Origin of the sequence: Arthrobacter sp. Leaf234 (genome assembly GCF_001422665.1) — a bacterium.
Taxonomy (GTDB): domain Bacteria; phylum Actinomycetota; class Actinomycetes; order Actinomycetales; family Micrococcaceae; genus Arthrobacter_D.
In genome coordinates this window covers 1-22,326 of sequence record NZ_LMLU01000011.1, presented here as the reverse complement: position 1 = coordinate 22,326, position 22,326 = coordinate 1, and the positions used below count along the sequence as shown (strand labels likewise).

Below are 22,326 nucleotides of genomic sequence, written 5' to 3'. Positions count from 1 at the left end.
GGCAGGACCCATGCTCAGCCGCATCGCTGAATCGCTCTTCTGGATCGGCCGCTACGTGGAGCGGGCCGACGGCACCGCGCGCATCCTCGACGTGCACCTCGAACGGCTCAACCAGATGCCGCTCCCGCAGCAGTGGGAGACGTCGCGCCAGCTGCTCGGCGTCATGGGCAGCCGCCCGGAGAAGCAGGACCTGGAGCTCTCGGACCTCCTCCAGGCACTCGCGTACGACCGCACGAGCGCGACGTCGATCGCCGGCGCGCTCGGTGCCGCACGCGAGAATGCCAGGCGGGCCCGCGAGACCGTCTCCAGCAGCGTCTGGGAGAGCCTGAACACCGCCTGGTACGGCCTCACCCAGCACCGCAAGGACGTCGTCGGGACCTACCGTTTCTGCCACTGGGTGGTGGAGCGCACCGCCATGGTGCGCGGCCTGTCCGACACGACCATGAGCCACGACGAGAGCTGGCAGTTCCTCGTGCTCGGGCGCAGTCTCGAGCGGGCGGACATGACCGCGCGCATGCTCTCGACCCACGACGTCCACGCTGCCGGACTGTCCTGGGTCAACATGCTGCGGTGCGCCGGCGCCTACGAGTCCTTCCTGCGGACCCGGCGGGCGGCCTTCGGCGACCAGCAGGCAGCGGAGTTCCTCCTGCTGGACCGGCTCTTCCCGCGATCGATCGTGTACGCGCTGAGTGACGCGGAGAAGTGCCTGACCCAGCTCAATCCGGCCTATCAGCGTGTCGGCTTCATCAACGACGCCAGCCGGATCGTCGGTCAGGCGAGGACCTTCCTCGAGTTCCACCAGACGCGGGACCTCATGGCGGAGCTGCCCGAGCACATGGACCGCGTGCAGAAGGCCTGCGCCAAGGCGTCCGACGCCGTGTCCCGTACGTACTTTTCCCAGGCCGACGAGCTGTCCTGGGTCGGAGAGGTCTCATGACACGCCTGCTGATCGAACACCGCACCGGCTACGACTACCTCCGCCGGGTGTCCCTGTCCTACAACGAGGCGCGCATGACGCCGCTGACCGATCCCCAGCAGGTGGTGCTCGAGTCGACGCTGAAGGTCACCCCGTCCAGTGCCGCCGTCGCCACCTACCGCGACTACTGGGGCACCAGGGTGACGTCCTTCGACGTGCACGTGCCGCACGAGCATCTCGAGGTCACTGCGGTCTCCACCGTCGAGGTCAGTCGGACGGAGCGCGTCCCGGCCGAGGGCGACATCCTCTCCTGGGAGGACCTTGCTTCACCGGCCCTCACCAACGACTTCGCCGACTGGCTCGGCCAGACGGCGCTCAGCGAGCCCGGGGACGAGCTGCGGGAGCTCGTGGCGGAGACCGCGCGCGGCCTCGACCCGCACGAGGCCGCGCGCGCGGTGTTCGACCGGCTGCGGTCCGAGATCGACTACGTGCAGGGGGCCACGGGCGTCCAGACCAACGCGCAGGACGCGTGGGCCGAGCGGAAGGGTGTGTGTCAGGACCTCGCCCATGTCGCGATCGGAGCGCTCCGCAGCCTCGGCATCCCCGCCCGGTACATCTCCGGCTATCTGCATCCGCGCCGCTCGGCGGCCGTCGGTGAGACGGTCGCCGGACAGTCCCACGCCTGGGTCGAGTGGTACGACGGCGAATGGCGCGGCTGGGATCCGACGAACAGCGGGCCCGTCAGCGATTTCCACGTCTCCGTGGCCCGCGGGCGTGACTACCGGGACGTATCGCCGCTGAAGGGCATCCTGTCCGGCGGCGGCGGATCAACCCTGAACGTCACGGTGGCCATCACGCGCGTCGCGTAGCCGGCCGTCCTACCGGCCGTCGGACCCTGACATTTCGGATCCCGACACAGGGAGAGCCCCGGCTAGGGCCGGGGCTCTCCTCGTGTCGGCGCCTGGGATCAGCGCGTCGGCGGCCCGATCAGGCCGGTTCCACGGCCTGTCCCTTGCTGACGATCGTCAGCCCCGACTCCGTGACGGAGAACCCCCGGCGCCGGTCCAGCTCGGGATCCACGCCGATCGTCGCTCCGGCAGGGATGCGGACGTTCTTGTCGATGATTGCCCGGCGCACCACGGCGCCTGCTCCGACGTTGACCTTGTCGAGGAGCACGCTCCCGGTGACCTCGGCCGATTCCGCGATGAAGACGTCGGTCGCGAGGATGGAGCTCTGGACGGCGCCCCCGGACACCACCACACCGGCGGAGACGATGGAGTCGTGCGCCTCGCCGGACTGGCCCGAGGAGCTGCGCACGAACTTCGCGGGTGGGGAGACGCTCTGCCGCGTGTAGATGGGCCACTGCAGGTTGTACAGGTTGAACAGGGGCAGCGGCGAGATCAGGTCCATGTTGGCGTCGTAGTAGGAGTCCATGGTGCCGACGTCGCGCCAGTACTGGCGGTCCCGGTCGGTGGCGCCCGGGATGTCGTTCTGCGTGAAGTCGTACACCGCAGCGTCGTTGCGCTCGACGAAGTAGGGGATGATGTCCCCGCCCATGTCGTGCTTCGTGTCCAGCCGTGCGGCGTCGTCCTCGAGGGCCTTCACGAGCGCGTCCGTCGTGAAGACGTAGTTGCCCATCGAGGCCAGGAAGCTGTTCGGGTCGTCGGGCAGGCCGGGGGTGGAATCAGGCTTCTCGACGAAGGCCGCGATCCTGCCCGGATCGTCCTGAGCGGTCTCGATCACGCCGAACTGGTCCACGAGGTTCATCGGCTGCCGGACCGCCGCGACGCTCACGGAGGCCCCGCTCCTCACATGGGCGTCGACCATCTGCTCGAAGTCCATGCGGTAGACGTGGTCCGCGCCGATGACGACGACGATGTCGGGCTGCGCGTCGTGGATCAGGTTCAGCGACTGGTAGATGGCGTTGGCGCTGCCGAGGAACCAGCTCTTGCCGCGTCGCTGCTGCGCCGGGACGGACGCGATGTAGTTCTGCAGTTGGGTGGACATGCGCCAGGTCTCGGAGATGTGGCGGTCGAGGCTGTGCGACTTGTACTGCGTCAGCACCACGATCTGCAGGTAGCCGGAATTGACGAGATTGGAGAGGGCGAAGTCGATGAGCCTGTAGCTCCCCGCGAACGGGACGGCCGGCTTGGCCCTGTCCGCGGTGAGCGGCATGAGCCGCTTGCCTTCTCCACCTGCCAAGACCACGGCAAGTACTTTCTTCGGTGCCACTGGTGACCCCCCGCTCTTCCTCGAGTGTTCTGCGTCCACGACCGGTGGTCCATCAAGCGTAGGTCCGCGTTCCGGAACCCCTCCGGTCACTTCACACTAGAGGACTCCGCCGCACTGCACTACGTTGGTTCGGTGCGAATAGACATTGTGACCAAGGAGTTCCCGCCCGAGACCTATGGTGGCGCGGGGGTGCACGTCGCCGAGCTCAGTAGGGTGCTCGCGCCGCAGGTCGACCTGCGGGTGCACGCGTTCGGTAAGCCGCGTCCCGGGGATTACCACGGCGCGGCCGTGTTCTCCTACGGGGTGCCGGAGGGCCTCGCGCAGGCCAACGCGGCGGTGCAGACGCTGGGCACCGACCTGCAGATGCTCGACGGCATCGGTGGGGCGGACCTCGTCCACTCCCACACCTGGTACGCGAACATGGCCGGACACCTCGCCTCGCTGCTGCACGGCATCCCGCACGTGCTGAGCGCCCACAGCCTGGAGCCGCTGCGCCCCTGGAAGGCCGAGCAGCTCGGGGGTGGCTACGCGCTCTCCTCGTGGGCCGAGAAGACGTCCTACGAGGCCGCGGCAGCAGTGATCGCCGTCTCGGCCGGCATGCGCGCCGACATCCTCCGCAGCTACCCGGACGTCGACCCGGCGAAGGTGCACGTGGTGCACAACGGCATCGACGTCGCCACCTGGACGCGGGACGAGGACGACGACGCCCTCCGGGCCCATGGGATCGATCCGGGCCGGCCCAGTGTCGTCTTCGTCGGACGCAACACCCGGCAGAAGGGCGTCCCGTATCTGCTGCGCGCAGCGGTGCACCTGCCCGCCGAGGTCCAGCTGGTGCTCTGCCTCGGCGCCGCGGACACCCCGGAGCTCGCCGCGGAGACCGAGGTGCTCATCCGGACCCTCCGCGAGCAGCGGGGCCGGGAGGACTCCGTGATCCTCATCGAGATGATGCTGCCGCGGCGCGAGGTCGTCCAGATCCTCAGCCACGCCACCGTCTTCGCCTGCCCGTCCATCTACGAGCCGCTCGGGATCGTCAACCTCGAGGCCATGGCGTGCGGCGCAGCCGTCGTCGCCTCGGCCACGGGGGGCATCCCGGAGGTCGTCGACGACGGCGTGACCGGCACCCTGGTGCCGCTGGAGCAGGTGCAGGACGGCACGGGGACCCCCCTTGACGCCGAGCGTTTCGTCGCGGACTTCGCCGCCGCGCTGAACGCCCTGGTCGGTGATCCCGCACGGGCCCGGGCGATGGGCGTAGCGGGACGTGAACGTGCTGAACGCCACTTCGACTGGGGATCCATCGCCGAGACGACCCTCGGGGTGTACCGGAGCGTCCTCTAGCCGTCGCGACCCGGTGATCGCCGCCTGCGTGGTCACCGGTGCGGATCCTTCGACGCCGGGCCGAGCCCGGGAGGCGATGAAGCCCGTGCGCAGCCGGTTCCCGCGGCGGGGCCGACCTGCACCACCCCGTCGCCCGACCCTCGGGGGCCCGATCAGCCCGGCCCGGCGCCTGCGCCGATCAGCCGGCGCGAGCGGCTTTCTTCGCCTTCTTCGCCTTCTTGTCCTTCGCCACGCGGGCGAGGAGGGTCTTCTCGTCGATGGGCGCATCGCCGCCCGCCCGACGGCGGCGCATGTACTCGGCCGCCTCCTCCTGGCGGAGATCCTCGACGCCCGTCGCGATCTCCGACCTGAGGTGCTCCGGTCCGTAGCCGAACGCCTCGACGAGGTCGAGGGCATGCGGGCGGATCTTGGCCAGGAGCCGGTTGATGTACCCGTCCAGCGTGCGCGCACGCTGCGAGGAGAGCCGGCCGTTCATCAGGAACCAGGCCAGGTCCTTCTCGATGAGGCACAGACCGAAGAGATCACGGAGGCGGGTGAGGACCTCCCGCGTCCCGGGATCCTCGATCCTCTCCAGGCCCCGTGTGAAGGCTTCCCACTGGAGCAGTTCGGCGTGGGCGTGGGCCACCTCGATGAGCTCGTTCTGGTGCAGGTTGAAGAGTGCGGCGGACTTCTCCTGGGACATGCCCCTGGCTCCGCGCAGTGCGCCGGCGAGCTCGGCGACACGCGTCTGCACCCGGTCCGAGAGCAGCTCGTGCTGGGTGTCCTCGTCACGCAGCGCGATCGCCGACTTCTTGCCGGATCCCGAGTCGGCCACAGTCTGTGCGACCCGGCGCAGGCCGGAGCGGTGCAGCGTCCTGCCCGCGGCCTGGGACACGGCGTAGCGGGCGAGCACCCCGAAGTCGACGCCCTTGAACTCCTTGGCGTAGTCCGTCAGCAGGCGCTTCGCCACGAGCTGCAGGAGCACCGTGTTGTCACCTTCGAACGTCACGTACACGTCGAGGTCGGCGCGCAGCGACGCGAAGCGGTTCTCGATGAGGAAGCCCTGACCGCCGGTCGCCTCGCGGCATTCCTGCAGGGTGTCGAGGGCGAGCCACGTGGAGAGGGGCTTGAGGGCTGCGGCAAGGGTCTCGAGGTCCTGCCGGTCCTCGTCCGTGTCGTGGGCGCCGGAGAAGACGTCGTCGAACTTCTCGAGGAGCTCCTCGTGGGCGAAGGAGGCCGCGTAGGTCGCCGCGAGGCGGGGGAGCAGGCGGCGCTGGTGCCGCTGGTAGTCCATGAGCACCTCTTCCTTGAGGTCCGACGAGGCGTTGAACTGCCGTCGCTGGGTGGAGTAGGTGACGGCCGCGGTGAGCGCGAGCTTGCTCGCTGCGACGGCGGCACCGTCCAGCGAGACACGGCCCTGCACCAGCGTCCCGAGCATGGTGAAGAACCGGCGACCGGGCGAGGCGATGGGGGAGGTGTACGTACCGTCCTCGGCGACGTCCCCGTAGCGGTTGAGCAGATTGGTGCGCGGCACCCGCACGTCGGTGAAGTGCAGCCGCCCGTTGTCGATCCCGTTCAGGCCACCCTTGATGCCGTCGTCCTCGCCACCCACACCGGGCGTGAAGGAGCCGTCCTCGGTGCGGAGCTCCACGTAGAGGCCGTGCACGCCGTGGTTGACGCCGTTGGTGATGAGCTGGGCGAACACGACGGCGGCGCGTCCGTCGATGGCTCCGTTACCGATGTAGTCCTTCCAGGCGGCCCGGAACGGGGTGTTGATGACGAACTCGTCCGTCGCGGCGTCGAAGGTCGCGGTGGTGGCGATGCTCGCCACGTCGCTGCCGTGTCCGGTCTCCGTCATCGCGAAGCAGCCCGGGATCTCCATGTCCATGATGCCGGGGAGCCACGCCTCGTGGTGGTTCTGCGTCCCGAGGTGCATGACGGCGGAGCCGAAGAGGCCCCACTGCACGCCGGCCTTGATCTGCAGTGACGGGTCGGCGACGACGAGCTCCTCGAAGCCGGCGATGTTGCCGCCGTGGTCGTCGTTGCCGCCGAACGCGACCGGGAAGGCGCGGTGCACGGCCTGCTGCTGCACCAGGTAGTGCAGCTGGTCGAAGCAGCGCAGCCGGTGGTCGTGGTGCGTCAGGCCCTCGATCTTGTGGACCTCGGGGCGTCCGGCCAACTCACGGGCGACGCGGCGTACGTCCGCCCACTTGCCGAGGAGCAGTTCGCCGAGTTCCGCGGTGTCCACCGTGGCTCGCTCGTCGTCGCGGATGTCGACCGTCGCGGGGATCTGCTGCGGCCGGGAGATGGTCTGCGTCATGGTGTGTCCTTCGCTGGTCGGCGGGTGGGTGAACGCGTCGGTGGGACCGGGGGTGGGGAGGGAGCGTCAGGGGAGCGGGGCGGGACGCGGCGGCCGGGGGAAGCCGCCTGCGCGAGGGCTTCGTACCGGGTGATGCCGTCGAAGAGCCAGCCGGTGATGTGGTGGGCCATCTGCTCCTCGGTCGGTCTGTCCGGACCGGCCGGGGTGGCGAGCCAGTGCTCACCTGCTGCGCGCACCATGCCGATGGCTGCCGCCGGCCAGTACTCGGGTGCGGAATCGTCGGGACCGCTCGGCCGGTCGGGGGAGACCAGGTAGGCGCGCATGGGGCGGGACACCATCTCGGTGACGGCTGCGAGGAAGTGGGCGAGGGTATCCTGGGCGCCGTCGTCGTGCGCTCCCGATTCCGCGATCCCGACCCTCGTCACGAAGGCGTAGACGTTGGGAGAGGTCCTGGCCATCTGGAGGTAGGCGAGGACCATGGAGTGGAGGCCTTCGCGTGGGGTCGCGGCGGCCCTCGCCGCGTCGATGACCTTCTGCTGCATCTGCCCGATGACCACCTCCGCGACGGCCCGCTGAAGGCCGGTCTTGTCCCCGAAGTAGCGGTAGTACACGGACTTCGACGTGTCCGCGGCAGCGGCGATGTCCTCCATGGAGGCTCCGGCACCGAGCGAGTCGATGGCCCGCCGAGCCGTCTTGATGAGTTCGCGTCGCCGGGCTGCGCGGTGTTCCTCCCAGCGGCTCGACCGTCCGTCCGGGGCGGTCGGCGCCTCGGCGGACGCCTGACGGGAGGCACCCTTCCGGGCGGCGGCGAGCTTCATGATACTCAGCGTATCAGGTACGCTAGGTATCGGTAACTCACCCCCTCGTACCAGGAGTTCTTCCATGGCAGATCAGGCCGGGGCGCAGAACGCTGCCCAGTCACCCCGCACGGCAGTCGTCATCGGCGGCAACCGCATCCCCTTCGCCCGCGCCGGCGGTGCCTACGCCTACTCGTCCAACCGCGACATGCTCATCGCCGCGCTCGACGGACTCGTGGCCCGCTTCGGCCTGCAGGGCGAGCGCATCGGGGAGGTCGCCGCGGGCGCCGTCCTGAAGCACTCCCGCGACTTCAACCTGACCCGCGAGGCAGTACTCGGATCGGCACTCTCGCCGGAGACTCCCGCCTACGACCTGCAGCAGGCCTGCGCCACCGGACTCGAGACCGTGGTGGGGCTGTCCAACAAGATCAAGCTCGGCCAGATCGAGTCAGGGATCGCCGGCGGCGTCGACTCGGCGTCCGACGCCCCGATCGCCGTCAGCGAGGGGCTGCGCCGCGTCCTGCTGGACCTCTCGCGCGCCAGGACGACCCAGCAGAAGATCCGCATCCTCAGCACGCTCCGGCCGAAGGACCTCTCGCCCAACGCGCCGGGCACGGGCGAACCCCGGACCGGGCTGTCCATGGGGGAGCACCAGGCCATCACCACCGCCGCCTGGCAGATCACCCGCGAGGCCCAGGACGAGCTCGCCTACCGTAGCCACCAGAACCTCGCGGCAGCCTACGACCGGGGCTTCTTCGCCGATCTCCTGACGCCCTACCGTGGACTGATGCGTGACGCGAACCTCCGCGCCGACACCTCGCCGGAGAAACTCGCAACGCTCAAGCCCGTCTTCGGCAAGGGTCTCGACAGCCCGGCGACCATGACGGCCGGCAACTCCACGCCGCTGACCGACGGAGCCGCCGTCGTGCTGCTCGGCAGCGAGGACTACGCGCGTGCCAACAACCTGCCCATGCTCGCGAACGTCGTCGACGCCGAGGCGGCCGCGGTGGACTTCGTGCAGGGCGACGAGGGCCTGCTGATGGCGCCGGTCCACGCGCTGCCCCGCCTGCTGAAGCGCAACGGCCTCACCTTCGCGGACTTCGATTTCTTCGAGATCCACGAGGCGTTCGCCGGGACGGTCCTCAGCTCGCTCGCGGCCTGGGAGGACGAGGAGTACTGCAGGCGAGTGCTCGGCCTGGACGGCGCGCTCGGCAGCATCGACCGTTCGAAGCTCAACGTCAACGGGTCCTCGCTCGCTGCCGGGCACCCGTTCGCCGCGACGGGCGGGCGCATCGTCGCGTCCCTCGCCAAGACCCTCTCCGAGCAGGGCGGACGAGGACTCATCTCCGTCTGCGCCGCGGGTGGCCAGGGCGTCGTCGCGATCCTCGAGGCGAGGAACTGATGGCCGACGCGTACCTGGACCTCGTCAACACGCCCCTGCCCGCGAGGATCGCCAAGGCGCTCGGTCTTCCCCGCCCCTCGGTGCTGCGACGCTGGACGCCCGGTGAGGTGCTCGCGCCCCACCCCGTCCTGGTCGCCGGCGCCGGTGCGGGGGCGGACGCGCTCGCCGACGTGCTGCTCGGCTGGGACATCGAGGTGCGGCGCCACGTCCTGCCCGGCGAGAAGCTGAGCGCCGCCGTCGTCGTCCTGGAGGCAGCGACCGAGCCCGCCGACCTCGCTGCCCCGATGCTCGAACTCGGGCACGCCGTCAGGCTGCTGGTACCGGGCGGACGCGTGATCGGCGTCCTCCGCTCGGCCGCGGACGCCTCCGGACCCGCGCAGGCGGCTGCCCGCCAGGGGATCGACGGCGCCCTCCGCTCGGTCGCGCACGAACTGCGGGGCGGGGCGACGGCGAACGGCATCATCCTGCGCGGCGACGCCACCACGACGGATCCGACGACGCTCGGCGCCCTGCGCTTCTTCCTCTCGGGTCGCAGCGCCTATGTCGACGGCCAGTTCGTCGAGGTGGCTTCCACTCCGTCGGGGAGCATCACCGACCTCGCCGCCGCGACCGCTGCCTCGGGGGAGGGCGTCGCGGACCAGCCCCTCGCCGGGAAGACCGCCGTGGTCACGGGCGCTGCCCGCGGCATCGGTGCGAAGATCGCCGAGGTCCTGGCGCGGGACGGAGCGCGTGTCGTCGCCGTCGACGTCCCGGCCGCGGGGGAGCAGCTCGCCGACGTGGCGAACAGCGTCGGCGGGACGGCGCTGCAGCTGGACATCACCGCGGCGGACGCCGCCGTGCGGATCCTCGACCACGTGCGCCGGCGCTTCGGAACGCTCGACATCGTGGTGCACAACGCCGGGATCACGCGGGACAAGCTCCTGGCCAACATGGATGCGTCCCGCTGGGAGTCCGTCATCGCGGTCAACATCGCCTCGCAGCTGCGGATGAACGAGCAGTTCATCGCCTCCCCGGTCTTCTCGGAGACTGGACGGATCGTCAGCCTGGCCTCGACGAGCGGCATCGCCGGAAACCGCGGGCAGAGCAACTACGCTGCGTCCAAGGCGGGTGTGATCGGCATGGTCCGGGCGCAGGCGGCCGAGTTCGGGGGCGCGGGCCGCAGCATCAACGCCGTCGCCCCCGGCTTCATCGAGACCGACATGACGGCGAAGATCCCGCCGCTCACGCGCCAGGTCGCCCGGCGCCTCAGCAGCCTGCAGCAGGGCGGCCTGCCCGTCGACGTCGCGGAGACCGTCGCGTTCCTCTCCTCCGATGCGGCGGCCGGCATCAACGGCCAGGTGATCCGTGTGTGCGGGCAGAACCTGGTGGGCGCGTGAGCCAGGAGAACGGCCCGGCCCACCTGGTGCAGCTGGAGGCCGTCCCCGCCCTCGCCGGGCTGTACCGCCGGGCGGTGCGGACGACAGTCAGCCGCAGGGTGACGCGGAAGGGTCGGCCGTCGGTCCTGCCCGCCGTGCGGCACCGTGTCGGCGGCGTGCGCGTGGAGCTGCCCGCACTCACGCGCTTCCAGCATCTGCTCGGGTCCGCGGCCCGGGACCAGCTGCCCTCGGCCTACCTGCACACCGTCGCGTTCCCCGTGGCCATGAGCGTGCTCGCACGGCCTGACTTCCCCCTGCCGCTCCTCGGCATGGTGCACCTCAGCAACGAGGTCCGGCAGGAGCGGCAGGTCGTCGCGTCGGAGACGCTCGACGTCGTCGCGTGGAGCGAGTCCCTCAGGCCCCACCCCGCCGGGACGCAGGTCGACCTCGTGACGGAGATCGCCGTCGACGGGCAGCGCGTGTGGTCGGGACGCTCCGTCTACCTCGCCCGCGGCATCCGGTCGGAGGGCGCACCGGAACGCTCATCCGTGGAGCGGCCCGCCTTCGTCCCGCCCGTCCCGACGGGACGCTGGCGTCTCGACGCCGACCTGGGGAGGCGGTACGCGGCCGTGTCGGGAGACTGGAACCCCCTCCACCTGAGCGGTCCCTCCGCCCGGATGCTGGGCATGAAGGGCGCCATCGCCCACGGCATGTACCTCGCGGCACGGATGGTCGACGAAGCGGTTCCTGCTCCGTCGGGTGCGCTCTCGTGGCGCGTGGACTTCGCCACGCCCGTGCAGCTGCCCGGCACGGTGACGCTCTGCTTCGCATCGCCGGCCGGCGGGGACGCTGCTCCCCGCTCCCGGATCGACGTCGTGGGCTGGGACGCGAAGCGCCGCCGGCCGCATTTCACGGGGTGGGTCGGCGCGGAATAGTTCCATGCCCGGCAGGCCCTGTCCAGAGAGCCGGTGGTTTTCACGGGTAATTCCGCCGAAGTCACCGAATCGGCTGGGCAGGGCACGTGGGCGCGGGGCAGACTCCAGGAACCGGCCCCCGAAGGCCGCCCCACTGGATGGAAAGAGGAGTTTCGTGAACTCTAGAGGTCTCAAAGCCGGCATGATCGCCGCGTCGGCCCTGATGGCATCAGCGCTGATGGCAGCAGGTCCGGTCCAGGCAGCGCCGTCGCCCGCCACCGACACGAGCGTCGCCGGCGTCGTGTCCCACGCCCAGAACGAGAGCCAGGCGACGCTGGACGCCTACTGGACCGCGGACAGGATGAAGAACGCCAAGCCGGCGACCGCGATCAACTCCGGATGGGCGGCCGAGGGCCGGTCCATCATGCCGAAGGCAGGCCAGGAGTCGGTGGGCAAGGCGCCGAAGCAGCCCGTCGTCGAACCCCGCGCCGTCGCCCAGACGGCCGTACCGCGCATCGGCAAGGTGTTCTTCACCCAGGGCGGCCAGAACTACGTGTGCTCGGGCAACTCCGTGCAGAGCGGTAACCAGAGTGTCGTCGCCACCGCCGGCCACTGCACGCACGACCTCGCCACGGGCTTCGTCACGAACTTCGTCTTCGTACCCGCCTACAACAACGGTGCAGCGCCCTACGGCAAGTTTACCGCGCGTTCGCTGGTCGCAGCGAGCGAGTGGGTCTCCCGCAACGACATCAACTACGACGGCGCCTTCGCCGCCATGAACACCCTCAACGGCCGGACGCTCTCGGCGACGGTCGGCGCATCGAGCATCGGCTTCAACATGGCCCGCGGGCTGAACTACACCGCGTACGGCTACCCTGCCGCCTCGCCCTTCAACGGTGAGCGCCTCTACAGCTGCACGGGGACCGCAACGGCTGATCGCATCGGCGGCACGCAGTCGCAGGGCATCCCCTGCGACATGACCGGCGGCTCCTCGGGCGGTCCGTGGTTCGTCGGCTCCGGATCCGGCGGCACGCAGAACTCCGTCAACAGCTTCGGCTACAGCACCCAGAAGAACGTCATGTACGGCCCGTACTTCGGCAGTTCCATCCAGGCGGCCTACAGCACGGCATCCAGCCGGTAGTCGTCCCGCGCGCAGTACCCACGCAGTACCCGTGCAGCATCCAAGAGGGCGGTTCCCCAGGGAGCCGCCCTCCTGGACCTCCGCCGTCGCAGGAACGGCAGGGCCCGCCACCTAGACTGGGGCGATGACCAGCTCCACCCTCGCCGACAGGGCGGCCGAGCTCGACGCCGCCGACCCCCTCGCCCGTCACCGCGCACTCTTCCTGGGGACCGCGGATGCATCCGTCCGCTCGTACCTCGACGGCAACTCCCTCGGTCGTCCCCTCGCCGTGACGCCGGACAGCTTCACGGCGTTCGTCGGGGAGCAGTGGGGCGGCCGCCTCATCCGGGGCTGGGACGAGGGCTGGCTGGAGCTGCCGCAGCAGGTGGGCGACAGGATCGGGCGGGTGGCCCTCGGTGCCGCCGAGGGACAGTGCATCGTCGCCGATTCCACGAGCGTCCTCCTCTACAAGCTGGCGCGCGCGGCCGTTGCAGCGCGGCCGGAGCGGACCGAGATCGTCGTGGACCGCGACAACTTCCCGACGGACCGCTTCATCGTGGAGGGCATCGCCCGCGAGCGGAACCTGACGGTGCGCTGGATCGACGTCGCCTACGACGGCGGGGCGACGACGGTGGACGTTGCGGGCGCCGTCGGGCCACAGGCCGCCCTGGTGCTGCTCAGCCACGTGGCCTACCGGTCCGGCCACATCGCCGACGTCGAGGGCATCACGCGGGTGGTCCACGACGCCGGGGCGCTGGTCCTGTGGGACCTCAGCCATTCGGTCGGGTCCGTCCCGGCCGAGCTGGACGCCTGGGACGTGGACTTCGCGGCCGGGTGCAGCTACAAGTACCTCAACGGTGGACCGGGCGCTCCCGCCTGGGCGTACGTCGCGCAGCGGCACCTGGCGACGCTCGACCAGCCGATCCCCGGCTGGCTCGGCAGCGCAGACCCCTTCGCGATGGGTGCCGCGTACCGGCCGGCGGACGGGATCCGCAGGCTCGTCTCGGGAACCCCGCCCATCGTCGGCATGATCGCCATGCGCGACATGCTGGACCTGCTCGAGGTTGTGGGCATGCCCGCCGTCCGGGCGAAGTCCGAGCGGCTCACGGCGTTCGCCGTCGAGGCCGTGGAGGCCGTGCTCGCGCCGCACGGCGTCGTTGTCGCCTCACCGCGCGATCCCGCCCGGCGTGGCGGTCACATCACCATCGATCATCCCGCGTTCGCCGCCATGGTGCCCGATCTGTGGGCGGACGGCATCATTCCCGACTACCGCAATCCGAACGGCATCAGGCTCGGACTGTCGCCCCTGTCGACCTCCTTCGCGGAGGTCGCCGTCGCGATCGGTGCCATCGCCGAGCGGCTCGACCGGGCGGCCGACGCCGATCGGTAGGACGGCCGTGCAGGCCGGGGTGGGACGGGACAGCACATGAGCACGCCGGCGGCCGAGTTCCTGGACCGCATCGTCGGCGGATTCGCGCAAGCCGCTCCGCCGTCGGTGGGGCTCACCGGCATCCTGGTGATCGCGGTCGCTGCCGCCGTGCTGTGCGTCCCGCGGCGTTCCTGGCGCGTCTTCGGACTGTTCGTCACCGTGGTCCACGAACTGGGTCACGTGGGGGCCGCCCTGCTCACCCTGCAGCGCGTCACAGGGATCACTCTCCGCCTCGACCACTCGGGCACCACCACCAGTCTCGGGCGCGGCGGCCGGCGCGCGGCCTTCACCACGTTCTGGGGCTACCCCGTGCCTGCGGTCGTCGGGCTCGGGCTCCTGTGGAGTGCCGCGCACGGGTGGGCGGGGGCTGCGCTCTCAACCGGGGCGCTGCTCCTGGTGGCAGCCCTCGTCCTCGTGCGAAACGCACAGGGCATCCTGATCCTGGGCGGCAGCGCCGCCGTCGCCCTCGCGCTCGTGTGGTTCGGGGGAGGGGAGCCCGCGGGATACGCCTGCCTGGTCCTCGGGATCGCCCTGCTCGTGGGTGCCTGCCGTGACTGGATCAAGGTGGTGCGGGTCCATGCCCGACGGCGGGACCTGGGGTCGTCCGACGCCTACCTGCTGAAGGCCGCCACCGGCATCCCGTCGGCGCTGTGGCTCGGTGGGTTCGCCGTCGTCATCGGCGGGTCGCTGGCACTCGCGTGCGGCCCGCTGGCGCTCATCGCCGTCGCGCCCTGACCGCAGGGCCCCTCGTCAGTCGTCGCAGATCCTCGTACGCCCGGAGCTGTAGGGGGCGCCACGCTGCCGGCAGAGGTCGTCGTACAGCTCGTTGACAGCCTGCGAGATGCAGTCGCGCTCATGTTCCGGCAGGTCGATCAAACCGTGCAGGTAGGCGATCACCTCGTACTCGTCGACGCCTCCGCCCATGCTGAAGTAGTGGAGCCAGAGTTCCCCCGTGGAGATGTTGGTCCGTCTCATGGCGTCGAACGTCAGGGCGAACTGCTCCTGGCCGGGATTCGTCTCGTCCACCGCATCCATTCCCTGTTGCCTTGAATTTCCTCGTCACCACGGCACATGCCGGTCCGTGGTCTGGCCAGCATATGCCGCGCGACGTGTGCGACGGGTCGGGCAGGGGGTGGTTGCCGCGGTCGCGGGCGCCACGGTAGGGGGTCCTCCGTGCTCCGTGCTCCATGTTGTGCCGGTTGTCGTCGGCGGCCCGAGGGCAGGCCGCCGATTCAACTCCTGAGCGGTTCTCGTGGTAGAGTCTTTCTCGTTGCTTTCGCCGGTTTATACGGCGAAAAACCACCCGCGCGGGTGGCGGAATGGCAGACGCGCTAGCTTGAGGTGCTAGTCCTCTTATTGAGGGTGGGGGTTCAAGTCCCCCTCCGCGCACCAAGAGAACCCCGGTTCGCCGGGGTTTTTTTGTGCCCTCGACCACGCGGCGGCTTTCGCCGACCACGTGAGTGCGCCCATCCGCGACCCGTGGCCGCTCGGACCGCCCCGTGAAGTGCATGGCGAGCATAGAGAGAAGAAGCCGCAGGAACGGTCAGACGGCCTCCCTGCGGCAACGGGTCGACAAGCGACCTTCTGAACGGACGTCTCACCGGTTCGAGGACGTCTCTTTGATAGATCGGACAGCCGTGGATCGGTAGGGGCAGCCGCTGGCCCTTCGTCGACTTCGAAGTGATCGAGGGCACCCTCGAACGACTCTCCGGTGACGAACGCCGATTCATACCGGTGATCGCCCCCCTCGACGACGGGGGAGCGCTGGTCGACCTCGGCGACGTCATCCCGGGCCTGGACCGTGGCGTGCTGGCACGTGTCCTCGCCGCGGTCGCGCACGCCGGCGGAAGCCACGAACACTCAGGGTTCGAGTTCACCGAGGACGGTACCCCGACGTCCATCGTGCGCCTCGCCCGGCTCTACGACTGGCCTCAGGGCACTGTCATCCGAGCTGCTGCGCTGCACACCGGCACCCAGTCAGGCAGTACTCGAGGAAAGTGCTCCATGAGAGTGGGACGTCCTGACTAGGATGCACGGTAGGTGGAGTACGACGGACACCCCGGACAGGACTCCACTACAGAGCGTAGAACACGACGCTGACACCCTTCGGCAGCATGGGGTTGGCGGGTGCTGACAGACTGAGCAGATGCCTGCGACCCGCCCCGACAATGACCAAGTGGCCGAATGCGCGGAATGCGGCAGGACCGCCCCGCTGACGCTCACCGGTGATGGAACGCCGAAGGATTGGGCGTACATCGCGGATGCGGGACTGACATTCTGCCCGCTGCACCGGCCGCGGATGCCCGAGGGCTGGCAGGACGTCATCAGGATCTACAAGAAGGGCGAGCTCGACAAGCTCGCCGGCGAGCCCAAGTCTCCGCCCACCGGTTCGTTTGAGGAACAATGACGAAGGCCCCGGGGAGGTTGCGTGGATGGGGGATCAACACACAGACGACCGGGGCCCTCACCGACAGTTCTACTGGGTGAGAGCGCTCCCCACCTAGCCGAAACAGACGCATGACCTGATGAGAACTCCAGCCCTGGCATAGTGCTGCGTCTGCCGCGCGACGACCAAACTTCAGGACGAGGGAAGGCCCTGCCCGAGGGCTGGCTGTACAGGACGATCACCGTCGACGTCGGCCGCTACTACTGCCCCGAGCACGCGCACCGGGCTTGATGCGAGTGCGCTGCATGGACCAGGACACAACACCAGCGAGCAGTCCGGCCCACTGCCACCGCACGAGACCCGGTGGCGGCCGAGTCAAGAGCAAGCTGACGCGGTCAGAGAGCATGTCCACGAGAGACTGTCCTGCATCCCCTCACTGCAGTCGGCCGGTGCGTGAATCGTGCTGGAACAGCCGGACACCTACAACGGGGTTCCAGGAACTCGACGTAGCAGATCTGCATCTGCTCATGAACTGCGCTTTGTCGTCGTCATGATGTGCGGGTTCATTGGCTGGGGGGTTCGTGTTTGGGTAGAGTGCCTGCCAGCGGCTCAGCAGTGGGCTCGACCAACGTCGTGTCTGGAGATGATGATGTGCCCCCACTGCTCAACACCCCGCCTCGAATCACCAACGACGTCGCCCGTAGAGTCGCCGTCCGGACCACTGCGGAATCCTTCTGACGCTCGGCCCCCGAATTACCTGCGGATGCCCTTGCGGGAGCTTCGCGTCCATGCGAACCGGCTCTACGAGGTTCTGGACACATCGGATCCGCCCGAAGACGCTGTGTACGAGTATCGGCTGGTCAATTCCATCCTGACGCTGCGTGCCGAGTACGCCCGGCGCCGCTCACCCTGACCTACGAGCTGACCGGTTCCCGGCATCAGGTGCGAGCACGGTCCCCGCCAGGGGCCCTCCCGGTGCGGTATCGAGGACAGTGATCGGCGGGCTTCCGCGTTGGTCGGAGTGATACCAGATCGCGGTGGAACGTTGTGGAGAAACCAGGACGCGGGCGAGGTGCCATGGCCGGTGACGCTACCGGTATGGTCGCTCAGATCGTCCCGTACCGAGGACGATGTCATGACACGGGTACTTCCGGTAGGCGCTCGAATTCTGAGAGCTCGCCTACAAGGGCCTCAGCTGTGGTGAGGACCATGATGAACAACCGTTCATTCGCGCAAGACAATGCCCCCTAAGGCGCGGACCCTGACACCAAGGGCGGCTCCGAGCACGACCGAGAGATCCCCGAGCTCTTACACCGCTCGGTCACCGATAGCGGGAACCTCGTGGAGCACCTCGAGATCCTGGTGAGCACGGCGGTCGATGTCCTCGAAACCCCAGGAGAGGACGTGTTCTGCGGGGTGACGCTCCTGCTGCCACGCCGCGCAGCGACGGTGTCCAGCAGCAATGACGTTGCCCAGAAGATGGACGAGGTCCAGTGCGGGTCCGATGACGGGCCACGCCTGACAGCGGCCCACGAGGAACGAGAGGTCTACCTCGACGAAGCCCGGCGCCTTCACACCCCGGTCCACGAATCTGGCCCATAGATTCGCGCAGGAGGCATCGAAGTCCCTCCGGATCGCAGTGCGCCTGGCGGACCTGTCCGATACGGGCGCTGACCTACGCGCCGCGATGGAGGGCCGGCACGTCATCGACACCGCAGGAGGAATCATCATGTCCCAGACCCTCTGCAGCCAGGAGGAAGCCTTCGTCACCCTCCGTCAGACCTCCAGCTTCCGCAACATGAAGCTGCTGGTCCTCGCCCAAAGCATCCTCGACAACATCGGCACCACACCCACCCCATAGAGAACTTCCACCCATGAGCCGACTACCCGGTTGAGCGCCCCCGATTTGCTACCCCCGACTGACGACCCCCGACTGACGACCGCACCAGTTGGAGCGGCCGGCTCAGACAGGACAGCCGACAACGCCCCACCGCAGCCCTGCCCGACCGGATGCCGCTGGCTCCACAGCGAAAGCGGGACCCAGCGAATCAGCGATAGGTCAATGGTGGCCGGTGTACTGCTGATATTGAGGGTGATCGGCCAGGAACGCGTGAGCCATCGGGCAACGGGGGATGAGGTTCAACCGCCGCTTGTGGGCGTCGAGGACGATGTCGCGCATCAGGGTTGTAGCAGCGCCTTGGTTCCGGAACCCCGGCAGTTCGTCACCCATGATCAGGGTCAGGTCCCCGCCGGTCATCCGGTACTGCATGTACGCGACCACGTGTCCGTCGATGAACAGCTCGAACCGGGAGGACAGCGAGTTATCGCGGAACTTCTCCCGCGTCGCGCTCACCGGATGCCGTTTCTTCGCTGCCTCGGCTCTGCGCTCGAGCTCGTCGACGAGCATCTCGTACCGGTCCACCGTCCGGCTGGGCGGGAAGCCGGTATCCATCAGCGTGTACGCCTGGTTGACCAGCGTCCTCAACCGGCGGACAGAGAGTGACGCGAGAACAGCTGGGGTCGGTCGTTCATCGTCAGTGAGGGAGTCATCAGGCTCCTGCCGGGATTCCATCCACGCAGTCAGCTGCTCCGTGTCGATCATCCCGAACTGATTCGCCCGGGTGAGCTTTGCCGTCGTCTTGGCCCGATCGGATTCTGTGAGGAGCGTGAGCGATGCTGCAGCGGCAGTGGTGCTCGTGGGTATTGCGGGGTGATTCATCAGTTCGGTCATGGCCGTCTCCGCATTCAATACACATCCCTGGCCTGTGTCTAGACCTATGTGTGATTCGAACACTAGACCTAAAGCCCGCAGAAGCAACCAGCATCAGCTGAACAGTTGGTGACAGCCAACCCGTGAGGGATTGGGAGGTTGAACGGGGCGACAGGGCACGAATTTTGTGCAGTATCGCTACCGCTCCTCTACGCCTTCCTGCCCACTGCTATACAGATGAAGCCGCACGTCCTGGTAGGGACCCCGCGGAGGGGGACTACCGGTGAAGAGATCGCCACCGAAGATACTACTCAATACAGCGGCAACCGTCTCCGCCGGCATCGGGCACACCGATCCTGTACGGCGCTCCTGAGTCGCAGATGGCCGACCTCGACGACGTTCCGAAGCCCGGCTCTATCGAGGACGACGTGCCGCTTGTGAGGCCGTTTTGGACCTTTCAATTCCTCATCTGCGACATCGCAGCCCTCACCGGGCCCGACGCCGATCAGCTGGTAGGGGTTGATTCCGCCGTTTCGGCGAGGCGGCCAGCATCGCGCCCCTGAAGGTGCACTATGTCGTTGCGTGCTGCAAGGGACACGGCGATGACCCGGCCGACGTCGCTCGAAGCTCCGTTGATGAGCGCTGAGCCCTCCATTCGGCAACGTCACCCCGATGACTGATCGTGGTCAAAGGCCCGGTCAACAGCAGACATGCGCATGACGCACCCGCCAGGGGAGTGCGGCTACAGAGAGCGCAGGAACTGACGTGCCCGGTCCTTGCCGTCGATCTGCCGGGGGATGTGGTGCCCGATGGCGTCGACGATGTCCTGTGCGATAAGGCTGACCTTGCGGTTGGTGTCCTGGCTGTGTTGGGAGATGACGTCGAAGGCTTCGCTGGCGCTGATGCCGGTCATGCCGGTGAGGATGCCTTTGGCCTGATCGATGGTGCTGCGCTTCAGGGTGGCCGCGGCGACGGCTTCGTTGGCGAGCCGGTGCGAATCGGTGTGGATTGAGCGCGTGAGATCGATCAGCAGCCCCCACACCCCGACGTGCTGACCGTCCTCGAACAGTGGTCCGCCCACTACGAGAGTCTGATAGTCCTTGCCCCTTCTGTCCTGAAGGGTCAGATACATCGACAATGGGCCGGCGTGGTCTGTCACTTCGACCCAGAATGAAGCGCTGCTCTCCCGCATCGTGGGGTGGACGTGGGACTGGCCGAGCTCGAAGGTCGGCTCGATCTCGCCGGGCTCGTACCCGTGCATGATGAACATCTCGTCGGACCAGTGGAAGGTGCCGGTCGCGAAGTAGTACTGGAAGGTCCCGGTCGGACAGTTATGGAACAGGTGAGAAGGTACACCGAAGCCAGGGGTGGACTTCGGGGCATCATCGAATGACTGCACGAGGAGATGGCTCTCTACGGGTCGTCGCAGAGCTAGCTGCATAACTCTGTTCGCCCTGAATAATAGCAACACGGTCTGACACGGTCCGACATGAACCGGAGGGCAGCCAGGGGCGGACTGATCAGGGAATTCCCGAAGCGTCTGTGGCGAGGTTGAAGATCACGGGGTCCAGCTCCCGCAGAACCTGTTCGAGCATGGATCGATCTACGGCCGGGAGGGTGTTTATCCCGTAGACGTAGGCATCGAGGTCCAAGAGTTCGAGGTTGCCGCCCATTGCGTAGTACTCCAACCACAGGTCAGGCAGGCTGATTCCGAGGAGGTGCACTGTCGAGGAAAGGGCGGTGTACTGTTCAGCGGCAGTCATCGGTCTGCCCATCGCTGTCCCTCCTCACAAGGTTGCGCTACACCCACCGTAGACCTGTCATCTCGTCAACCGGTCGGATTCGGGGTGGCTTTGAGGTAGGCGGCGAGGCGGGCGGCGTTGCGGAACAGCCCGGGGTCGGTGGACGCGACGGGGTCGGGGACCTGGTCGAGGTCCTTGAAGGCGACTATTTGCATGGCTTCGCCAACCCAATAGGTGCCGCCCTGTACGGGGAGGGTGAACCCGACGTCGTTGAGTCCCTGCATGAGGTCCGCGACGGTTTCGTGTGCGCCGTCTTCGTTGCCGACGACAGCGACGGTGGCGACTTTCCCGTACATGCTGCGCCGTCCCTCGTCATCGGTTGCGAACAACTAGGCGTCAAGGCGTTCCATGACCTGCTGGGCGATGCTGCAGGGGTGGCGAATCCAGATCGGGGTGGACAGGACCAGGATGTCTGCGGCGAGGATCAGGGGGGGGTGTCAACGTACAGATCAACGCAAGAGCAGCTGGATCAGCCATGAGGGGCTGCGTTCCCTTCAGTGATCCTGGTAGTCAGGAGGGTGGGGGTGACCATGGAGCTTCACCGCATTGGCGGTGAAGGTCACGTGCGTCCCCTCGCCGATCCTCGGCCTCCCCAGCTAGCAGGCGGCTCACTCGCCACCTGTCGGTCGACTGGTCAACGTCCGTTGACCGACTTCAGTCAGTGATTCAGGCAGCTGACAGGCGTGGATATCAGGGGTGGAGGAGGACTGTGGTCCAGCCGTTCTCGCGCTTGTCGACGTTGGAGTAGGCGTCCACGGCGTCGTCGAGTGAGAGTTCATGGGAGACGATCCAGGACGGGTTCGCCCGTCCGCGGATGATGATGTCCCGTAGCTCCCGGTTGTACTTTTTCACCGGGCATTGGCCGCCGGCGATGCTGATGCCTTCAATGAACGCTTCGCAGTCGTTGAACCCGATGCGCCCCTCATACGGGTGTAGGTCGGACCCGTAGATGTTCGCTGTCGTGATCCGGATGATCGTGTCCAGTGGACCTTGGATCGTGGGGTCATCGACGGTCTCGACGGACAGTTCGTCCGGTGCTTTGAAAACTACTGCCTTCATAGGAGAACCCCCTCTACCGGAGATCGGCCCGATCGCTTAAGGACCCGGGCGGGCCCTGCTCAGTATCCAGCCGCTTCTTGACCAGATGCTGGGCCTACTGATGAGTCAACGCGACCAGCCGCACCGACGTCAAGCAAGCACCGATTGTGGGGCACTGTTTGACGATCCGGCATGGCGCGACCGCTACAGACGATAGGCCCTCCATCTCCGGCGCATCCAGGTCCGACCCTGGGGCCCGGCTGCCCAGCGTGGCATCACGCGTCTTGCGGCAGCGCAACCGGCACCCATCCGAACGACAGCATGCTGACGAATGTCTAGGGTGAAGGACGCGCCCATGGCGCGTCACCGACAGAGAAGCTTCGGTGAAGTATCAGTGAAGCATCAGAAGGAGTTACCCCTATGGCGGAGATCGTCGCGCATCATGGTCTGTTCAAGAACACCAACCTCCACGTCGATGACACCGGTGGTACCGGTCGTCCCGTGGTCCTGATTCATGGGTGGCCCCTGTCGGGGGAGGCGTTTAAGAATCAGGTCCCTGCACTGCAGTCTGCCGGGTACCGGGTGATCACC

22 protein-coding genes, 1 tRNA gene and 1 pseudogene are annotated in these 22,326 nt (G+C 67.9%); 15 read left to right on the top strand and 9 right to left on the bottom strand.

The features are described from left to right. The first annotated feature begins 10 nt into the window (after positions 1 to 10). Positions 11 to 937 carry an alpha-E domain-containing protein gene (locus ASF21_RS15770; protein WP_055773456.1) on the top strand — a complete coding sequence of 309 codons (927 nt, stop codon included), beginning with the start codon at positions 11 to 13 and terminating at the stop codon, positions 935 to 937. Beyond that, on the top strand, positions 934 to 1,785 hold the full coding sequence (locus ASF21_RS15765; RefSeq protein WP_055773454.1) for a transglutaminase family protein: 852 nt from the start codon (positions 934 to 936) through the stop codon (positions 1,783 to 1,785). The genes ASF21_RS15770 and ASF21_RS15765 overlap by 4 nt, the downstream gene beginning before the upstream one ends. A gap of 118 nt (positions 1,786 to 1,903) precedes the next feature. On the opposite strand, the gene glgC is transcribed toward ASF21_RS15765, so the two are convergent. Further along, positions 1,904 to 3,148, bottom strand: coding sequence for a glucose-1-phosphate adenylyltransferase (glgC, locus tag ASF21_RS15760; RefSeq protein ID WP_157365956.1), 1,245 nt, complete (start codon positions 3,146 to 3,148; stop codon positions 1,904 to 1,906). A gap of 132 nt (positions 3,149 to 3,280) precedes the next feature. Between glgC and glgA the strand changes: the two genes are divergently transcribed. After that, positions 3,281 to 4,483 (top strand): glycogen synthase, encoded by a 1,203-nt coding sequence (gene glgA / locus ASF21_RS15755; RefSeq protein ID WP_055773449.1) that lies wholly within the window; start codon positions 3,281 to 3,283, stop codon positions 4,481 to 4,483. Positions 4,484 to 4,661: 178 nt separating this feature from the next. Here glgA and ASF21_RS15750 read toward each other — a convergent pair whose 3' ends face one another. After that, positions 4,662 to 6,782, bottom strand: coding sequence for an acyl-CoA dehydrogenase (locus tag ASF21_RS15750; protein WP_055773447.1), 2,121 nt, complete (start codon positions 6,780 to 6,782; stop codon positions 4,662 to 4,664). Further along, on the bottom strand, positions 6,779 to 7,600 hold the full coding sequence (locus ASF21_RS15745; RefSeq protein WP_082471651.1) for a TetR/AcrR family transcriptional regulator: 822 nt from the start codon (positions 7,598 to 7,600) through the stop codon (positions 6,779 to 6,781). Before ASF21_RS15745 ends, ASF21_RS15750 begins: the two co-directional genes overlap by 4 nt. Before the next feature lie 64 nt (positions 7,601 to 7,664). Here ASF21_RS15745 and ASF21_RS15740 point away from each other — a divergent pair, with 64 nt between their 5' ends. From ASF21_RS15740 to ASF21_RS15715, 6 genes are all read left to right on the top strand, one after another. Beyond that, positions 7,665 to 8,981: an acetyl-CoA C-acetyltransferase gene (locus tag ASF21_RS15740; protein ID WP_055773445.1), complete on the top strand. Its 1,317-nt coding sequence runs from the start codon at positions 7,665 to 7,667 to the stop codon at positions 8,979 to 8,981. Continuing rightward, entirely contained in the window at positions 8,981 to 10,357 is a 1,377-nt protein-coding gene (locus tag ASF21_RS15735) for a 3-oxoacyl-ACP reductase (RefSeq protein WP_055773443.1), read from the top strand. The genes ASF21_RS15740 and ASF21_RS15735 overlap by 1 nt, the downstream gene beginning before the upstream one ends. Then, positions 10,354 to 11,271 carry a MaoC family dehydratase gene (locus ASF21_RS15730; RefSeq protein WP_055773442.1) on the top strand — a complete coding sequence of 306 codons (918 nt, stop codon included), beginning with the start codon at positions 10,354 to 10,356 and terminating at the stop codon, positions 11,269 to 11,271. The genes ASF21_RS15735 and ASF21_RS15730 overlap by 4 nt, the downstream gene beginning before the upstream one ends. 154 nt (positions 11,272 to 11,425) lie before the next feature. After that, entirely contained in the window at positions 11,426 to 12,391 is a 966-nt protein-coding gene (locus ASF21_RS15725) for a trypsin-like serine peptidase (protein ID WP_235499056.1), read from the top strand. Between the two features lie 124 nt (positions 12,392 to 12,515). Next, positions 12,516 to 13,760: a kynureninase gene (locus tag ASF21_RS15720; protein WP_055773438.1), complete on the top strand. Its 1,245-nt coding sequence runs from the start codon at positions 12,516 to 12,518 to the stop codon at positions 13,758 to 13,760. Between the two features lie 36 nt (positions 13,761 to 13,796). Next, positions 13,797 to 14,534, top strand: a complete 738-nt coding sequence (locus tag ASF21_RS15715) for a M50 family metallopeptidase (protein ID WP_055773437.1) — start codon at positions 13,797 to 13,799, stop codon at positions 14,532 to 14,534. A gap of 15 nt (positions 14,535 to 14,549) precedes the next feature. Here ASF21_RS15715 and ASF21_RS15710 read toward each other — a convergent pair whose 3' ends face one another. Then, positions 14,550 to 14,825, bottom strand: coding sequence for a hypothetical protein (locus ASF21_RS15710; RefSeq protein WP_157365955.1), 276 nt, complete (start codon positions 14,823 to 14,825; stop codon positions 14,550 to 14,552). A 279-nt stretch (positions 14,826 to 15,104) separates the two neighbouring features. On the opposite strand from ASF21_RS15710, the gene ASF21_RS15705 reads away from it, so the two are divergent. The 5 genes from ASF21_RS15705 to ASF21_RS17460 all read left to right on the top strand — a co-directional run bounded on the left by ASF21_RS15705 (position 15,105) and on the right by ASF21_RS17460 (position 18,046). Beyond that, positions 15,105 to 15,191 (top strand) — tRNA-Leu (locus ASF21_RS15705). Between the two features lie 288 nt (positions 15,192 to 15,479). Beyond that, positions 15,480 to 15,827, top strand: coding sequence for a hypothetical protein (locus ASF21_RS15700; protein WP_055773433.1), 348 nt, complete (start codon positions 15,480 to 15,482; stop codon positions 15,825 to 15,827). A gap of 118 nt (positions 15,828 to 15,945) precedes the next feature. Next, positions 15,946 to 16,206, top strand: a complete 261-nt coding sequence (locus ASF21_RS15695) for a hypothetical protein (RefSeq protein WP_157365954.1) — start codon at positions 15,946 to 15,948, stop codon at positions 16,204 to 16,206. 1,320 nt (positions 16,207 to 17,526) lie between these two features. Then, positions 17,527 to 17,787, top strand: coding sequence for a hypothetical protein (locus ASF21_RS17005; protein ID WP_157365953.1), 261 nt, complete (start codon positions 17,527 to 17,529; stop codon positions 17,785 to 17,787). A gap of 37 nt (positions 17,788 to 17,824) precedes the next feature. Continuing rightward, positions 17,825 to 18,046 (top strand): ANTAR domain-containing protein, encoded by a 222-nt coding sequence (locus tag ASF21_RS17460; protein ID WP_055773427.1) that lies wholly within the window; start codon positions 17,825 to 17,827, stop codon positions 18,044 to 18,046. A 198-nt stretch (positions 18,047 to 18,244) separates the two neighbouring features. Here ASF21_RS17460 and ASF21_RS15680 read toward each other — a convergent pair whose 3' ends face one another. From ASF21_RS15680 to ASF21_RS15655, 5 genes are all read right to left on the bottom strand, one after another. After that, complete coding sequence (locus ASF21_RS15680; RefSeq protein WP_055773425.1) at positions 18,245 to 18,916, bottom strand: GNAT family N-acetyltransferase; 672 nt, start codon at positions 18,914 to 18,916, stop codon at positions 18,245 to 18,247. A 721-nt stretch (positions 18,917 to 19,637) separates the two neighbouring features. Beyond that, entirely contained in the window at positions 19,638 to 20,336 is a 699-nt protein-coding gene (locus ASF21_RS15670; protein WP_055773421.1) for an ANTAR domain-containing protein, read from the bottom strand. Positions 20,337 to 20,415: 79 nt separating this feature from the next. Further along, positions 20,416 to 20,658 carry a hypothetical protein gene (locus ASF21_RS15665; RefSeq protein ID WP_157365952.1) on the bottom strand — a complete coding sequence of 81 codons (243 nt, stop codon included), beginning with the start codon at positions 20,656 to 20,658 and terminating at the stop codon, positions 20,416 to 20,418. A gap of 65 nt (positions 20,659 to 20,723) precedes the next feature. Continuing rightward, the gene (locus ASF21_RS15660) at positions 20,724 to 20,993 is read right to left on the bottom strand and encodes a hypothetical protein (RefSeq protein ID WP_200914857.1); all 270 of its coding nucleotides are present in this window, start codon (positions 20,991 to 20,993) and stop codon (positions 20,724 to 20,726) included. Between the two features lie 394 nt (positions 20,994 to 21,387). Continuing rightward, on the bottom strand, positions 21,388 to 21,756 hold the full coding sequence (locus ASF21_RS15655) for a hypothetical protein (RefSeq protein ID WP_055773417.1): 369 nt from the start codon (positions 21,754 to 21,756) through the stop codon (positions 21,388 to 21,390). Positions 21,757 to 22,155: 399 nt separating this feature from the next. Here ASF21_RS15655 and ASF21_RS15650 point away from each other — a divergent pair. Continuing rightward, a pseudogene (locus ASF21_RS15650) lies at positions 22,156 to 22,326 on the top strand (alpha/beta hydrolase); the annotation flags it as partial.

Excerpts from the sequence above, each read along its gene's own strand:
- ASF21_RS15715 (WP_055773437.1), top strand. The coding sequence starts at position 13,797 with ATGAGCACGCCGGCGGCCGAGTTCCTGGACCGCATCGTCGGCGGATTC.
- ASF21_RS15745 (WP_082471651.1), bottom strand. The coding sequence starts at position 7,600 with ATGAAGCTCGCCGCCGCCCGGAAGGGTGCCTCCCGTCAGGCGTCCGCC.
- ASF21_RS15695 (WP_157365954.1), top strand. The coding sequence starts at position 15,946 with ATGCCTGCGACCCGCCCCGACAATGACCAAGTGGCCGAATGCGCGGAA.
- ASF21_RS15735 (WP_055773443.1), top strand. The coding sequence starts at position 8,981 with ATGGCCGACGCGTACCTGGACCTCGTCAACACGCCCCTGCCCGCGAGG.
- ASF21_RS15740 (WP_055773445.1), top strand. The coding sequence starts at position 7,665 with ATGGCAGATCAGGCCGGGGCGCAGAACGCTGCCCAGTCACCCCGCACG.
- ASF21_RS15680 (WP_055773425.1), bottom strand. The coding sequence starts at position 18,916 with ATGACCGAACTGATGAATCACCCCGCAATACCCACGAGCACCACTGCC.
- ASF21_RS15750 (WP_055773447.1), bottom strand. The coding sequence starts at position 6,782 with ATGACGCAGACCATCTCCCGGCCGCAGCAGATCCCCGCGACGGTCGAC.
- ASF21_RS15765 (WP_055773454.1), top strand. The coding sequence starts at position 934 with ATGACACGCCTGCTGATCGAACACCGCACCGGCTACGACTACCTCCGC.
- ASF21_RS15670 (WP_055773421.1), bottom strand. The coding sequence starts at position 20,336 with ATGCAGCTAGCTCTGCGACGACCCGTAGAGAGCCATCTCCTCGTGCAG.
- ASF21_RS15665 (WP_157365952.1), bottom strand. The coding sequence starts at position 20,658 with ATGACTGCCGCTGAACAGTACACCGCCCTTTCCTCGACAGTGCACCTC.
- ASF21_RS15720 (WP_055773438.1), top strand. The coding sequence starts at position 12,516 with ATGACCAGCTCCACCCTCGCCGACAGGGCGGCCGAGCTCGACGCCGCC.
- ASF21_RS15660 (WP_200914857.1), bottom strand. The coding sequence starts at position 20,993 with ATGTACGGGAAAGTCGCCACCGTCGCTGTCGTCGGCAACGAAGACGGC.
- ASF21_RS15655 (WP_055773417.1), bottom strand. The coding sequence starts at position 21,756 with ATGAAGGCAGTAGTTTTCAAAGCACCGGACGAACTGTCCGTCGAGACC.
- ASF21_RS15770 (WP_055773456.1), top strand. The coding sequence starts at position 11 with ATGCTCAGCCGCATCGCTGAATCGCTCTTCTGGATCGGCCGCTACGTG.